Origin of the sequence: Acinetobacter chengduensis, assembly GCF_003664645.1 — a bacterium.
Classification (GTDB): domain Bacteria; phylum Pseudomonadota; class Gammaproteobacteria; order Pseudomonadales; family Moraxellaceae; genus Acinetobacter; species Acinetobacter chengduensis.
The window spans coordinates 208,592-224,640 of sequence record NZ_RCHC01000005.1 but is presented as its reverse complement, the minus strand read 5'-3'; the positions used below and the strand labels follow the sequence as shown (position 1 = coordinate 224,640).

Annotated in this window: 15 protein-coding genes; 8 read left to right on the top strand and 7 right to left on the bottom strand. The window is 37.1% G+C overall.

What is annotated here, in order from left to right:
• Positions 1–1,518, top strand: a 1,518-nt coding sequence (locus D9K81_RS06560) for a glycosyltransferase family 4 protein (protein ID WP_147433934.1), incomplete at its 5' end; no start/stop codon positions are given.
• A gap of 97 nt (positions 1,519–1,615) precedes the next feature.
• Here D9K81_RS06560 and D9K81_RS06555 read toward each other — a convergent pair.
• From D9K81_RS06555 to D9K81_RS06530, 6 genes are all read right to left on the bottom strand, one after another.
• Positions 1,616–2,521 (bottom strand): DUF1796 family putative cysteine peptidase, encoded by a 906-nt coding sequence (locus tag D9K81_RS06555; protein WP_120375291.1) that lies wholly within the window; start codon positions 2,519–2,521, stop codon positions 1,616–1,618.
• A gap of 11 nt (positions 2,522–2,532) precedes the next feature.
• Positions 2,533–3,183, bottom strand: coding sequence for an ABC transporter ATP-binding protein (locus D9K81_RS06550; protein WP_120375292.1), 651 nt, complete (start codon positions 3,181–3,183; stop codon positions 2,533–2,535).
• Positions 3,180–3,962: an ABC transporter permease gene (locus D9K81_RS06545; protein WP_120375293.1), complete on the bottom strand. Its 783-nt coding sequence runs from the start codon at positions 3,960–3,962 to the stop codon at positions 3,180–3,182. The genes D9K81_RS06550 and D9K81_RS06545 overlap by 4 nt, the downstream gene beginning before the upstream one ends.
• 1 nt (position 3,963) lies before the next feature.
• Positions 3,964–5,064 (bottom strand): hypothetical protein, encoded by a 1,101-nt coding sequence (locus D9K81_RS06540; protein ID WP_120375294.1) that lies wholly within the window; start codon positions 5,062–5,064, stop codon positions 3,964–3,966.
• A 97-nt stretch (positions 5,065–5,161) separates the two neighbouring features.
• A complete protein-coding gene (locus tag D9K81_RS06535; RefSeq protein ID WP_120375295.1) occupies positions 5,162–6,616 on the bottom strand; it encodes a mannose-1-phosphate guanylyltransferase/mannose-6-phosphate isomerase in 1,455 nt (484 codons plus the stop codon).
• A gap of 22 nt (positions 6,617–6,638) precedes the next feature.
• Positions 6,639–7,937, bottom strand: a complete 1,299-nt coding sequence (locus tag D9K81_RS06530) for a capsule biosynthesis protein (protein WP_120375296.1) — start codon at positions 7,935–7,937, stop codon at positions 6,639–6,641.
• Between the two features lie 504 nt (positions 7,938–8,441).
• Here D9K81_RS06530 and D9K81_RS06525 point away from each other — a divergent pair.
• The 7 genes from D9K81_RS06525 (at position 8,442) to D9K81_RS06495 (ending at position 14,452) form a co-directional block, all read left to right on the top strand.
• A complete protein-coding gene (locus D9K81_RS06525; RefSeq protein WP_120375297.1) occupies positions 8,442–9,026 on the top strand; it encodes an anthranilate synthase component II in 585 nt (194 codons plus the stop codon).
• An 11-nt stretch (positions 9,027–9,037) separates the two neighbouring features.
• A complete protein-coding gene (gene trpD / locus D9K81_RS06520) occupies positions 9,038–10,084 on the top strand; it encodes an anthranilate phosphoribosyltransferase (RefSeq protein WP_120375298.1) in 1,047 nt (348 codons plus the stop codon).
• A gap of 18 nt (positions 10,085–10,102) precedes the next feature.
• Positions 10,103–10,909: an indole-3-glycerol phosphate synthase TrpC gene (gene trpC / locus D9K81_RS06515; protein ID WP_120375299.1), complete on the top strand. Its 807-nt coding sequence runs from the start codon at positions 10,103–10,105 to the stop codon at positions 10,907–10,909.
• Positions 10,910–11,143: 234 nt separating this feature from the next.
• Positions 11,144–12,451 carry a flavin monoamine oxidase family protein gene (locus tag D9K81_RS06510; protein WP_120375300.1) on the top strand — a complete coding sequence of 436 codons (1,308 nt, stop codon included), beginning with the start codon at positions 11,144–11,146 and terminating at the stop codon, positions 12,449–12,451.
• Between the two features lie 228 nt (positions 12,452–12,679).
• On the top strand, positions 12,680–13,363 hold the full coding sequence (locus D9K81_RS06505) for a Smr/MutS family protein (RefSeq protein ID WP_120375301.1): 684 nt from the start codon (positions 12,680–12,682) through the stop codon (positions 13,361–13,363).
• 94 nt (positions 13,364–13,457) lie between these two features.
• Positions 13,458–14,006, top strand: coding sequence for a GTP cyclohydrolase I FolE (gene folE / locus D9K81_RS06500; protein ID WP_171406891.1), 549 nt, complete (start codon positions 13,458–13,460; stop codon positions 14,004–14,006).
• Positions 14,007–14,092: 86 nt separating this feature from the next.
• Entirely contained in the window at positions 14,093–14,452 is a 360-nt protein-coding gene (locus D9K81_RS06495) for a cupin domain-containing protein (protein ID WP_120375303.1), read from the top strand.
• Between the two features lie 55 nt (positions 14,453–14,507).
• Here the strand turns inward: D9K81_RS06495 and D9K81_RS06490 are convergent, their stop codons facing one another.
• Positions 14,508–15,884 (bottom strand): diguanylate cyclase, encoded by a 1,377-nt coding sequence (locus D9K81_RS06490; RefSeq protein WP_121523165.1) that lies wholly within the window; start codon positions 15,882–15,884, stop codon positions 14,508–14,510.
• Between the last annotated feature and the right edge of the window lie 165 nt (positions 15,885–16,049).

Genomic DNA, 16,049 nt, shown 5'->3' with positions numbered 1-16,049 from the left:
GAAATTTTTAATCAATTAGCAGTTCATTACACTCATCGCTATGAAATTATCCCAGTTAAAATTTCTGAACATGGGCGATATTTAGAAGAAGTTAAAAATGCAAACTTAGTAAATATTCAAAAGCATCGCAATCAAGATAGCGACTTAAATGACATACGACCGGGTGATTTGTATCTGAGCGTAGATCTCGATCATGCCGTCTCATTAAAGCCAGAAGCATTTGATTTTTTAAGGCGCCAAGGGTGTAAAACTCATTTCGTCATTCACGATTTACTGCCATTGGATTTAGGCGATAACTTCTTTAGCCCAGATTCTGCAATTGCCCACTACAATTGGCTCAATGAAATTGCTAAAAGTAATGCCCTCATTTGTGTTTCTCAATCAGTCATGCAACATGCAAATTATTACTTAAATGCAATTCCAAACGTAAATTCAGACTTAAAATTGGGTTGGTTCCATTTGGGTGCTAATTTTAGTAATACATCTGCAAACTCAGCATCGAGTATCAAAAAGTTCAAAGACATCGACTTTGAACATCCTGTTTTCTTTATGGTCGGCAGTGTAGAGCCTCGAAAAGGTCATCTTGAAGTAATTGAAGCCATGACAGAACTTTGGGATAACGGCTATAAGGGTTCTTTAGTCATTGCCGGTGCGCGTGGCTGGAATAACGAATTGGTTGTTGAAATCACTAATGCTAGCCAATACAAAGATAAACGATTATTTTGGCCTCAAAAAGTGAGTGATGATGATTTAGCTTATTTGTATTCCAAAAGTACTGCACTGATTGCTGCTTCACTTGGTGAAGGTTTTGGCTTACCGATTATTGAAGCTATGCAACACAATATTGGTGTCATTGCGCGAGATATTCCTGTATTTAAAGAAGTTACACACGGCACAGCAACATATTTTAAGACTACAGAGCAATTACAAGAAGTTTTACTGAGCTATGAAAAGCCCACCGAAGTTACAGTAACAGCATTCCAAAGTTGGAAACAATCTACGCAGCAGTTGATGAGTGTGATTGAAAATAATCAATATCCTATTGAATGGCAGCGTGATGAAAAACTAAGAATTTTCCCACTGTATACAGGTCGCTTTGACAGCACTGCTGGGCTTAGAAAAAGCGATCGGATTTGTTCTAATAATACTGCTGGTCTTCTACTTTGGGGTGGATATTTCCCATTAGACGAAGGTCAATATACTCTGAATATTTTGGGTAAATCGTATATAGACCAATCTGTTACAATAAAGGTTATTAGCTTAATTGACGATGAAATTGTAGAGTTTGCTGTATATCCAAAGCTTCAACTTAATTCACAAAGAAGTATTTATGACGCGCCTGAATTACTTACTTCAGTTCAATTCACATTAAGCAAAAAGCTGGAAGAGGTAGAGGTTTATGTTGAAGTTGACGAAGAGAATGACCTTTATTTAAGTTCATTGGAGATAATTCAATTGGATGATTCTGACTTAGATACACATCCAATGGATGCAATGACACTTCAAAAATCAAGCTAAAAACTATCTAGAAGAAGCCCTATAATATGACTAATGTTATAGGGCTTTCACACTTTAATAAAAATACTTTAGATTCAAAATTATCGATAAAAATCTATTAAATATTATTAAGTTTAAAATTAAATTCATTCAAAATGCGTAATAAAATAACATCATCAAATGGATCTGCGAAATCAACACCATTTTCCTGACTCACAGGTTGATAATAATAATATTTATGTTCATTTAATACTTTATTGGTCAGTTGAAATTCATTAAATTTCTGACTAGCATTGCCTAACTTGATAAAAATTATTTGAAAATTACAAGTATATTTGGATAACAATTCCACGGTATACGCCAACTTATCTTCGATTTCTTCTTCTGGACGTGCAATGTAAATAAATAGTTTAGCTTCCTCTGAGGCTAATACTTTCCTAAATCTCTGTACGCTTCTAAGCGTATATTGATAATGTTCTTCCTGTGTAATATCTAAGTGATTGAACATTGGATCCAAAACACCAAATTGCTTTTCATAAAAGAAATGATGAGTTGCATCCCGCCCATCCTCAGTATCTGCCTTTAAATAATATTGTTTATCTAAAAAGATATTAAAGTCATTTTCGATTGAATGTAAAACAGCATCAAGATTAGAAAAAATCCAATCAAATGGAAGTGAGTATTTTTTTAATTTATATTTTTTTAATAAAAAACTTGTTAAGCAATGGTCACCCATCGAAATAATATGATTAATTTCTTTTTTATGAGTTAAATTTTGAGTCCAAACAAAATCATTTAGAAATTTTTGTTTTATTTCATCATCAGAGTTTTTTATTAATTTATTTTTATATTCCTCAGACTGTATAAAGGCACTGAGCAATGTCTTTACACCTTGCTCAAAGCCAACATTGTCTAAGAAGTTAACATGATTAGCCAAACCTTGTTGATCTGGTTCTCGTTCCAGTATTACACGATATAAATTTTCAACAAATATCTGATGTTGTTCTTTGGTTAAGCTTGGCATTTTATTCCCCCTCAAAGCAAAGCGTTATAATGTTCAAATCCTTCATCAACATTTTGAAAAAATTTCAGTTTTCCATCATTTAAAACACAAACAGATTCACAGCGCTCGCGAATATTATGCACTTCATGTGAAACTAAAATAATCCCGCGATCTTTTCTTTTTTCAAATAGTTCTTCTTCACATTTACGTTGAAATTTTGCATCACCAACTGCAATCACTTCATCAATTAAAAAACAATCAAACTCAATGGCCATAGACAATGCAAAAGCAAAGCGAGCACGCATTCCTGCTGAGTAGCTTTTTACAGGTTCATATAAATAATTGCCTAATTCAGCAAAATCTTGCACATAATCACGAACATGTTGAATATCTACATCATAAATTCGTGCAATGAAACGTAAATTATCCATACCCGTTAGCGTGCCTTGAAACGCCCCACCAAAAGCTAATGGCCATGAAACAGAGGTTTCTCTTGTGACCTTGCCCGATGTGGGTTGTTCTATACCACTAATGAGTCGAATTAAAGTTGACTTTCCTGCACCATTGCGTCCCAAGAAACCAATTTTATCCGTGCCATTCATTTCAAAATTAATATCATCTAGTACCGTTCGCCAACCCGATTGAATATGATATTGCTTTGTCACATGCTCAAGTTTAATCATGATGGAATTACCTTTTTATTTAACCAAGAGACACCTAACAACCCCAGCAATAACATAGTGATAGACACCATAAATAAATAAACTGGTTCTTCATGTGTTTGAATTAAATGCCCATAATAGCCGTGGCGTAACATTTCAATCGCATGGATCGGTGGTACATAAAGCGCATAAGTTTGTAATTTTGTTGGTAAGGTATCTACAAAGAAAAATGCACCCGAAAATGGTAAAAATAAATAAGTAAATGTGTGCCAAATGCGATCAAATACTTCAGATATTTCCGATAATACTCCGACTAAAAAACCAAGTCCCACAGTAAATAGAGCCAAGAGTAACCATGCACATAACATTAAAAAAATATTATCAGGAGGTGCAATTAACCCCAACACAATAAAGCTGGTCATCAATAAGATAAATGAGATGGTAATCCCTGCGATCTCAAGTAATATTCGTGACCAATACACATCTATAATTCTCACATTACGGTGATACATTAAAGAAAGGTTTGGTTCTACAGCACCAGCTAATCGGCCACCAATATTTCGCCACATCAATACATAGGAATATCCGGTAATTGCAAAAGCAATAATAGAAATACTGCCAGAATGTAATTTGGCATAAGACCATAGAATAATAATGCCTATGGTAAAAAGTAAGGGTTCTAAGAACAACCATAAAAACCCTAGATTATGCCGTCCGTAGCGGGTTAGCACTTCACGCAGTAATAATGCGCCAATGACTCTTAGCTGAATTTTTAAGCTCTGTGAAAAGGAACTTTTCATTTTATCCCTGATGCTCTCTTACACCGGCCGCTAAAAGCGTGAAGATTCCCCATAAAATAAGTGAAATCAAAACTGTTGCTACAATATTTTTAAAGCGTTTAGGCTCAGTTGCAGCATCTGAAATATTTGGTTGCGCGATTCGCTCTAAATAAAGCTGTTTACGTTCTGCTTCATTTTTATTCTGTTCTAAGGTTGCCATTGCTCCAGCAAGTTGCTTCACAGCAACTTCTTTTTCAATCATTAGACGCTCATATTCTGTCGATTTACTGTTATACGATGCATCCGTCTTGCCAAGCATCTGCGCGCGAATTTTAGCAATTTGACTGTCTAAGTTTTTCTCACGCTCTTTTAATACAGAGATTTGTGGGTTTTCTGGTGTAACCAGTTGAATCTGTGCAATTTGAGTTTGCACTAAAATCAGTTGATCCTGTAATTTTGAAATTAACTGTAAATCGATAGTTGCTTGTTTTTCTAAATCAAAAATTTGATTTTTAGTTCTAAAGTTTACTACTTTTGCAGAAATATCTTCTACTCGTTGTTGTGCTACAGCAACCTCCAAGTTAGATGTACGAATTAAATCCTGACGCCCACGGGCATTCAAACTGTTAACCAAAGATTCAGCCATATTCAACAGATTATTGTTTATTTCATAGGCTTCTTTTGCTGAGTAGGCGCGAACTTCTAAAGTTGAAATTGATGAAGTTGACTCTAAAGTGACTTTTACACGATTTTGATAATACTTGTATAAATTTTCCATTGAGTCATCTAAACCCAAGGTATTAAATTTACTCAGGAAATCAATATAATTTTGTGTATAAACTTGCTTTAAATCGAGATCTTTTTGCAGTTTAGCGACTGCATCACGTGACATCATATAGTCATTTACAACGTAACTATCATCTTGGGATCGTGCGAAACCTGAACTTTGTAAAAAAGCGGACAAACCACCTACTGACGAGGTTTTTTGTGGACTTCTCACCACAAAGCTCGATGTAGATACGTATCGGTCTGATGCGATCAATCCAAAATATACGATAGAAAATACTGACGGAATAATTACAATCAGTACGAATGACCACGATAAACGTTTTTGTTTCAACATGCGCTAGCATTACTCTATTTTTTAAAAATTTAAATTTTTATAACAATTTGCGGTAAGTTCCTCTCGCCGCAAATTTATTTTGTTTGATTGCTCTAGATTAACCACAGCGACCGTAATTGTCTTCTAAACGTACAATATCATCTTCACCAAGATAATGCCCCGATTGTACTTCTATAATTTCTAAAGGAACTTTTCCAGGATTTTCAAGACGATGAACCTCGCCCATTGGAATATAGGTCGACTCATTTTCAGTCAATAAAAATACATTTTCTCCACAGGTGACTCGACCTGTACCACGCACCACAATCCAATGTTCAGCACGGTGATAATGCATTTGTAGACTTAACTTTTCACCTGGATTCACCACAATTCGTTTGACTTGAAAGTTCTGCTCTTTATCTATCGAGTCATACGTTCCCCAAGGACGATCAACTTTACGACCATTTTCCATCAACTCAGGGTAGTGATCTTTAATTTTCTTCACCAATGCACGCATTTCATTCAGATTTTTACGATCGGCAATAAAGAGTGCGTCATCGGTATCTACAACGATTAAATTCTCTGCACCTAAAAGTGAAACAACGCGCTTATTGGAGGAATAGACCAGATTATTTTGCGATGCATGTACAAGGTTTGGATCTACCCCTTTAAGCACATTACCTTGTTCATTCTTTTGGCTAATTTCCCAAACTGCAGCCCAGCCACCTACATCAGACCAATCCACGTCAAATGGAACCACATAACTTGGCACATGTGAAAACTCGCCCTGCCCCAATTTCTCCATCACGGCATAGTCGATTGAGTCATCATGTGATTTTTCAAAACTTGGTTTATCTAAAATTGTAAATGCATCTACTTTGCTTGATAGCTGAAATGCTTCTTCACAGGCCGTATAAATTTCAAGATTGGCTTGTTTAATCAGCGATAGCCATACACTGGCTTTCAGCACAAATAAACCGCTGTTCCAATAATATTCACCTGAATCTACATACTGCTTGGCAATTTCTAAAGATGGTTTCTCGACAAATTTCTCAAGTTGGTGAATGCCTGTTTGTTCATTTTTTTGAGTTTTAATATAACCAAAGCCAATATCTGGTGCATGTGGCGTAATACCAAAACAGACAACCGCACCTTCATCTGCTTTTTTTGCTGCAACTTGAACCGCTTGCTCAAATGCATGGATGTTTGAAATCGCATGATCGGCAGGCATGACCAACATGACAGGGTCTAAACCATTTTCAATTGATTTGAACGCGGCAACTGTTAGTGCTGGTGCGGTATTTCTAGATACAGGTTCTAAAATACAATGTGCAATGGACTGAATGCTTTTTAATTGATTTTCAACAATAAACCGATAATCTACATTGCCTACAATCAGCGGTGTAGAAATTTGCGTAAAGTATTGCTCTAAGCCCGAAATACGGCCCATCGTGTTTTGCAACAAAGTCTTATCGTTAAATAGCTTAAGCAATTGTTTAGGATTTTTTTCTCTAGATAAAGGCCATAAACGACTGCCTGAACCTCCAGAGAGTATTACGGGTTTTAATAACATTTTTTATTTCCTAGTAATTTAATTATTTCGCGTTCAGCAATGGATCCGTTGAACGATTTTTCTTGTATATTTTTACATGGACTTTTGACCAAACAACGCCAGTTTGGTTCTCACACCCACTTACTTTTTTATAAAAACTACCGTTAAATTGAGTCGTGTGTTGCAAAAAATACAGATATTTTTGCACAATAGTTTCATCCACTTTCCATGCCAAAGCTTGCTGCCAAAACTGATCTATATGGCATTGCATGGTCATGTGCTCAATGTCGTAAACTGCACGTCCACAAACCTTAACAGGAACTAATGATTCTACCGCAGACATTCCTACAGTACTGTTAATCACCACCACACCACGTGCATTTTCAAGTAAATCTGGTAGGTACTGATCATGAATATATAAAACCCGTATACTCACATTTAATTGTTGGGCCAACTGGTTTATATACGGCGTGTACTCACGATAACCTCGATCAAATGGATGTTGCTTAAACACCAAAAGACTATCTTTTGGTGCGTGATTGGCAAACGAATACATCACCTCTTCAATAAATGCTTCAATCCCACTGTAATTTGAATGAAATTCAATTTGCGCGTCATTATGGGTCTGCAAAGGCACTAAAAAGTATTCTTTTTGTTTGGATTTTAGTAAATATTTTTCAACATTTCTTTCTTTCCATTTAAATTGGTATTTCCGTAAACCACTTTTCAACCACGGCCAGAATTCAAGAATTGTCAGTGGTCTATGGTGCTGATAATGCCGATATTGCTTAGACTTTAAGCTCGCCATAAGATAGTAGATGGCAGCCCATAAGGCGGCATACCAAAATGTCCGCCCCAATTCCACCACCTCATCGGCGATAATATTATCTTCCTGATGATGTTGCAGATATTGCTGAAAGCGCTTTGGTAAGTTCGAAAAACCATTCACTCCACCTTTTTCACAGGTGATATGGTTGGGTCTTAAATAACCTTCTTCAAATACATACCATTCCAAATCAAATTCTGACAACGCTTCGCGTGCTAAACGATGTATAGGCCGACAATCTCCAAATAACATAATGCTGTCGATGTCATGCTGATCCACTAACTGCCGAATATAAGTTGAAAATTCACTCATTTCACCATTAAAGGACCAGCCATTTTTAAAGAAAAATTCATCCCCACCATTAAAATTTATCTTGTAAACACTTGCATTAACAGCTTTTAAATCCCTAGCTAAATTACGAAAAAAATAACCTATAGGCCCCTGAAGTAATAGTATTTTTTTATTTGATAATTCATCTATTATCATTATCTTAATCTTTGTATTGATCTTACGCACTTAAAATACCACAGCAACATGGTGAAAAAAAATACACAAAAAATGCTAAATTTTACCTATGAAATCAATTTGATAGACATTATTACTACATTTATTCACACTCAAATTGTAAATCATTATTTTTTAAAACTTTTTTAATTATTTCATTGATTTATTCATATTTAATTTCGATGATTGATTCTTTGAATCGAAAAGCAAATTTTATGAGGCTTATTTAATCATTATAAATATCCATCAAATGATAACTCTCTTTTTCGTGTATCTAACCATTAACAGATAGATCAACCCTATAAATTACATTTAGCTATTTTGTAGCCAGTTGATGTTGCCTGATAAAAGCTTGATAAAAACCCAAAAATGCGTCCAATAAATGCTATATTAGCCAGAGGCCTATCTTTTTAATGTTTATTATTCAGTAGGCTTATATACTGAGTTGTTCAATACTTTTGACACTCAGTCACGCAAAGGAATAACTTAGATAAATTTCAAAAGGTTACATCTAAAATGCTTCTCATGATCGACAACTATGACTCTTTTACCTATAACATCGTGCAATATTTTGGCGAGTTAAATCAGGAAGTAAAAGTAGTCCGTAATGATGCCGTGACTTTGGAAGATATTGAACGATGGCAACCGAAGTATTTGGTCATTGGTCCAGGCCCTTGTTCACCTAGTGAAGCAGGCATCTCTATTCCTGCTATTCAACATTTTGCTGGCAAAATTCCATTGCTTGGTGTGTGCTTAGGTCACCAAGCTATAGGGCAGGCTTTCGGTGGTGATATTATTCGCGCCAAAAAAGTTATGCATGGTCGCCTGTCAGATATGTATCACAGTGACAAAGGAATCTTCAGCAATCTTCCCTCTCCTTTTTCAGCAACGCGTTATCACTCCTTGGTGATTGATCAAGCGACGCTACCGGATTGTTTAGAAATTACTTGCTGGACCAATGAAAGCGATGGCTCTATGGAAGAAATTATGGGTGTGAAGCATAAGACATTGCCTGTAGAAGGCGTGCAATTTCACCCTGAATCTATCCTGAGTGAACATGGCCACCAAATTTTCAAAAACTTCTTAGAAATTTACGCATAAGTGATATCCAGATGAATATTCAACAAGCTTTAAATAATATTACGAAAAATATCGAACTCACTCAGCCACAAATGGAAGCAGTGATGCGCACCATTATGAATGGCGAAGCTTCAGATGCACAAATTGGCGCATTTATGATGGGCTTACGCCTTAAGGGTGAAAGTATTGATGAAATTACAGCAGCAGCGCGTGTGATGCGTGAACTGGCTATTAAAATTGATGTCAGCGACTTAGCTAACTTAGTCGATATTGTGGGTACTGGTGGTGATGGCCAAAACCTATTTAACGTATCTACTGCTGCTTCATTTGTGATTGCCGCTTCTGGTGCAACCATTGCCAAACATGGCGGTCGCGGTGTGTCTTCTTCTTCTGGCTCTTCAGATTTACTTGAAAAAGCAGGGATTAATCTAGATCTCAACATGGAACAGACAGAACGTTGCATCCGTGAATTGGGGATCGGTTTCTTATTTGCACCAAACCACCATAAAGCAATGAAATATGCAGCAGGCCCACGTAAAGAATTGGGCTTCCGTAGCATATTTAATTTACTCGGCCCGCTTACGAACCCGGCCGGCGTAAAGCGCTTCGTCATTGGTGTATTTTCACCCGAGCTTTGTCGTCCAATGGCAGAAGTGTTAAAACAACTCGGTGCTGAGCACGTAATGGTGGTGCATTCCAAAGATGGCCTAGATGAAATTAGCCTTGCTTCAAGCACTTATGTTGCTGAATTAAAAAATGGAGAAGTCACTGAATGGCAGATTCAACCTGAAGATGTTGATATTGAATCACAAACATTAACAGGTCTATCTGTAGAAAGTTCAGCGGAAAGCTTAGCACTGATTAAAGATGCATTAGGCAAGAAAAAATCAGCCAAAGGTGATAAAGCAGCCAACATGATTGCACTCAACGCTGGCGCTGGTATTTATGTATCGGGCCTTACACCAACTTATAAATTAGGTGTAGCACTGGCACACGACATTATTTATGGCGGTCAAGCACTTGAAAAAATGGATGTGCTGTCTGAATTCACTAAAACGCTCAAACAATACGAAGCCTAAGCATTAAGGAAAAACATCATGGTTGATATCGCAAATACCATCTTAGGTAAAATTGTTGACCGCAAACAGGAAGAGTTTGCTGTCCGTTTAAAGCAGAAAAGCTATAACGATGTCGAAGAGCTTGCTCAAGCTGCCTCACCTGTCCGTGGTTTTGCACAGTCTTTACTCAGCAAGCGCCCTGGGGTAATTGCTGAGATTAAGAAAGCATCTCCATCTAAAGGGATAATTCGTGAAAACTTTAACCCAGCAGAAATTGCACAACAGTATCAAGTTGCTGGCGCTGCATGTTTATCTGTTTTAACCGATATAGATTTTTTCCAAGGTGCTGACGAAAACATTCAAATTGCCCGTGCGCATTGTGATTTGCCTGCCCTGCGCAAAGACTTTTTGATTGATCCATACGGCGTGATTGAAGCCCGTGCTTTACATGCAGATTGCATTTTGCTGATCGTGGCGTGCTTGTCTAATCAGCAACTTGAAGAAATGTCTAAAACTGCGTTTGAGCATCAGTTAGATGTGCTGGTAGAAGTGCATGATGAAGAAGAACTTGAGCGTGCTTTACGCCTGTCTGATCGTTGTCTGCTCGGCGTGAATAACCGTAATTTGAAAACCTTCGATGTAGATTTAAATACATCACTGCGTTTGAAAAAATTGCTTGAGCCTTCTCGCCTGCTGGTGACTGAAAGCGGTATTGCGACACCTGCTGATGTTGCAATGATGCAAGAAAATGACATTCATGCATTCTTAGTCGGTGAAAGCTTTATGAAACAACCACGCCCAGACCATGCTTTTACTGAATTGTTTGGCGTACCACAGTCACAATAAATCCTTTGGTTTAGGGGTGCATATATTCACCCCTAAACCATTTCATTTGAGCGAATATCTTCTCCAACCATCATCTTGCTTTTTATATTTATTTAAAAATTACGCTCTGCATAAGCACAATTAGTCATTGTAAATTTAGGTAAAATTACATGGTAGTGATGTTCTAAGACATCTTTCCTTTTTCATTTTTTTATAGAATCAATTGATAAATTAAATTTTCGATTCAAATTTTATATGATTGATACAACAAGCCATGATCTGCCGATTTATATTATCGGTGCGGGTATTGCAGGGATTAACTGTGCGAAACAGCTACAAGTTGCAGGTAAAAAAGTCGTTATTTTAGAATCAAGAGATCGCATTGGTGGGCGAATTGAATCTAAACAAATCAATGATGATATTTTTGATTTAGGCGCTTCATGGATTCATGGTATTCAATACAATCCAATCTGGACACTATGCCAACAACTTCAAATTAAAACTAAAACATTCAATTATGATCAACCACAATATTTTCATGATGATGGCCAATTATTCACTAAAAATGAAGTTCAAGTTTTTGAAAGTTATATTGAAAAAATACAATCTGCATTACGCGAAAGCGAGCACGAATCAGCTTTAGTAGCAGTTCAGAGCATCATCAACTCGCTTGGCGACACTAACAATGCATTTTCAGAATCAGATCTAAAAGACTTATTAATTCAGTATTTTCAATATATTGCCAATGATCCTTATGCCACAGATCTTGAGCATTTATCTAGCCAATACCAAAATTATGAAGGCTATTTTGAGGGTGATGAAGTTATTTTCCCGCAAGGCTATGCACAAATTATCCACCATCTTGCGCAATATCTTGATATTAAACTCAACGTCGACGTTCAAAAAATATCAATTCAAACTGACTTTGTCGAAATTGAAGATCAACATCATCAAACCTTTCAGGCTTCGAAAGTTATTGTGGCCATACCCTTGGGCGTTTTAAAAAATCAAAAAATTCAATTTCACCCACCCTTAGCCGATACATATCGTCATGCCATAAACAACATGGGCTTTGGGTCTTTTAATAAAGTCTTTTTTCAATTAGAGACCGCGCTTCCAATTCATTCTTCTTTATCAGAAATGAATTCCAGTACACTGTATTGGAGCAAAGATAAATTATTTAATTTGCTCGATTTGACTCAGATCTACAACACACCTACTTATCTTATGCTCTTTGGTGGTACGCCTTCAGAATTTATTGATCACGCGAATGATCAAGCCGTTTGGGAAAACATTGCACAAAGTTTGCAAGACACCTTTAAAACCACTATTGATGAGCCTAAAACATTGATTATAACACGCTGGGGAGCAGATCCGAACAGCTATGGCTCATTTAGTTTCCCCGCACTTAAACATAATGAGCAATTGACGCAGATATTTGAGAATCATATTGATGGCAAAGTGTTTTTTACAGGTGAACACTGTAGTTTAAAATACGCAGGAACAGTTCACGGCGCCTATATGAATGGTTGTGAAACAGCACAAAGATTATTGAATCTTTAGTTTCGTCAATTAATTGCTGATATGTTGCTGTGTTTAATGAAGTTCAATATTGGGGATTAAAAGTTTAAGGAATCAAAACGCATAATTGCCAAAATTCCTCATAATTTATCCTAAACTCTTATTCCGACTAAAATTTTAAATGAACAAAGCAAATGTAATATATTTCTCATTTTTCACAATTGAGACTATAATTTAGTTCTGTCTTAATCTCCTCCCTTGTTTTTTCTCATGAGCAAACACGATTCTTCTTTATCTAAAGAACAATATAACTTACTGAATGCATTTAAAAAGCAAATCAGTAAGCCCGCGCCTGTGCCAGAACCCATTGCACCTATTGAAAAAACACCAGAACAGGAACAGCAGGAAGATTTGGATTTTTTCCGCAAGCAAATGCAAGGCGTGCAAAAAATAGCGGCAAGTAATATTGCGAAAACAGCCCCTAGTTTAAAGAAAAAACCAGATGCACAAATTTTGGCAAAACGTGCCTCAGCAACTGGCCCATTAGAAACTGATGAAACATTGCTTTCTGATACTCAAGCCATGTTAAATCCGGTTGCCAGCCAAGCCAGCTTAAGTTACCGCATTGCAACCTTACAACATCGTGTCTTTGAAGATTTAAAAGCAGGTAATTTACGCTGGTTTGAAGCAGTAGATTTGCACGGCTGTACCATCGAAGAAGCACGTTCTGCAGTGTTGCAAATTATTCAAATGGCCAAAGACAACAATGAAAATGTACTCAAAATTGTACATGGTAAAGGTCCTGAAGCCATTTTAAAAACTCATGTGAATAGCTGGCTTCGTCAGCATCGTGATGTATTGGCATTTGTCAGTGCCCCTGAAAAGCAAGGTGGTACGGGTGCCGTTCTAGTCTTGTTAAAACGAGCAGAAAAGAACCCAAAGTTCAAACAGTAATCGGATTTCTCCTTAAATGCGGGCATTGTAATGGTTTTCTGCTACAATGCGCTCCTTGTTCAATCTCTCTGTGTAAGTGAACACATCTATGTCTATGCAGCAATCCTACGCTAACATTCTTACTGCCGTTGGTGAAGATCTGAATCGCCCAGGTCTTAAAGATACGCCGATGCGTGCTGCGAAAGCTTTTTCTTATCTAACGTCTGGTTATAACCAAACATTAGAGGAAGTAACCAACAATGCGGTTTTTCCTTCAGATAACCGTGAAATGGTTTTAGTTAAAAACATTGAATTCTATTCATTGTGCGAACACCATCTTTTGCCATTTTATGGCCGTGTACATATTGCTTATCTCCCAGAAGGCAATGTTTTGGGCTTATCTAAATTCGCCCGCATTACAGAAATGTTTGCTCGTCGTTTACAAATTCAAGAAAATCTTACACAGCAAATTGCTGAGGCTGTTGCTGAAGTAACAGGTGCCCGTGGTGTTGCTGTAGTGATTGACTCTGCACACATGTGTATGATGATGCGCGGTGTAGGCAAGCAAGAATCAACAACGCGTACCGTCTCTTTTGTAGGTGACTTTAAAACCAACAAAGAAGAACGTCGCGAATTCTTAAGTGCAGTGCCTGAAACTTACTAATTCTTGTTTTATATCAAGCCTCAACTTCTGTTGGGGCTTTTTTATCAGCCAGTTTTATTATTCAGTATTCGTTTGAGGTAAGGACCATGTCACAGATTTGGCTTGCAGGTGAAGGACTCACCCATAGTACATGCGCCGTTGATTTTCCACGACCTGACCGTTTGGTTAAAGGCAACCCACAGCGCCATACCTATAGTGCCTATGCACATCCTAATATGGATTGTGGTATTTGGCAGTGCGAAGTCGGTGCATGGAATATTGTATTTGCACCAAACAAACAAGAATTTTTTACAGTCATTGAAGGCCGTGTCCGCCTGCATCATAAGTATTCAGACGTTGTTATAGAAGTAGGTGCTGGCGAGGCTGGCATTATTCCGCCAGCTTTTGAAGGAACCTTTGAAGTGGTTGAAAAAGTTAAAAAATATTACGTAGTAGTAGAAGCTTAAATTGATTTAAGTGAGTTAAACAGTGCGCTTGATTGCTAAGCGCACTGCTGAACTGTTAAGCCATTTTCTGCACTTCTGTCACGTAAACGCAGTTACGACCACGGTTTTTCGCACTATATAGGGCTAAATCTGTTGCATCTAAAAAACGTTGATAGTCTGGATGCCCATCGTACTGTGTACAACCAATACTGACTGTAAAATTAAAATCTTCACCAACAGATGTCTGTAATGTTGCATCTTCAATGCACATTCGAATACTTTCTGCGAGTGTTTTAGCACGGTTCAAGTCACTATCGACCAGTAAGAGTAAGAACTCTTCTCCCCCCGTACGAAAGGCATAATCACTGCCCTTACTAAACTTTTGTAAGGTTTCAGCAATAAACTTCAGTGCTAAATCACCTGCAGCATGCCCATAACGGTCATTCACAGTTTTAAAGTAATCTGCATCTAAGGCCAACAGCGATAGTGACGATCTGTGCTTACGCGCGTAGCTAATTTCACGCCCAACAATAGTATTTAAATAACGTCGATTGAGTAATTGCGTTAATACATCATTACCCGATTCAATATATTCCGTCACTTGGAACAACTGATCGACTAAATGCTGAATTTCACGATTGATACTACGAATTTTTTGCACCATGAGCATTAATTCCTCACGGCCCTCTAATTTCATGCACTCTTCTGTCAACGCATCAATTTTATAAATTCTACTGGTAATTAAGTCGACTTGCTCTGAACCTGCAAAGGCATAAGAAGCCTTATGAATAAACCATAAACCAAATTCAGATTTTGAAAATAACTGCTGGTAAAATTTCCCCTGCCCCGAAAAAATCTTAAACATCAGGTCATTTTCCCAGTCGAGCAAAGAACCACGCTGACGGTCTTTATGTACTGCAACATCCTGCATTGCAGAAAAAAGTCGATAACTATGTTTTACTTCGTGATTTTTAGCAGTTTTATCCTCATAAGTACGGCACATAATCTCGGTCGAAAAACCCAGAAGTTGCACGACATAACTCACCACATTCATGTAATTGGTGCTGCTGTCTGAAGCAATATATTCAAACATTGTGCGTTCAATTTCACGTACTCCACGCATAATTAGCCATGAAGGAATACCAACACGCGCATGCACATTACCGACTTTTTGTTGTCTAATTACAGCATTTTCATATTGACCATTTAATGCCACATTAAAGGTTTCTAACAACCATGCTTTTAATGTATCTATTAAGCGTTTCTGAATAATATTATCTGAGAAATATTCAGCAGATTCGGGTTCGACTAGCATTTGCTTATAAAATGCAGCAACAAAAGCATCGAGATTTTTTGTAATTAACTCCAACGTTAAATGGTGATCTAACGCAGAGTATTTCTCACAAATACTTTTCCAAGTCTCAGAAAGTTGAATAGAAACATTTTGGGGCATGATATATTATGCAAAGGTTTACAGAAGTTCGCATAATACAGCGGTTACTGCACAAAAAATAGGTTATAAATACATTGATTTTTATTGCATTATCAAAAACAATTAAACTCTTAATTTATACTTAACAATTATTATATAACCTTTACTAAAACTTAAAGCCGACAA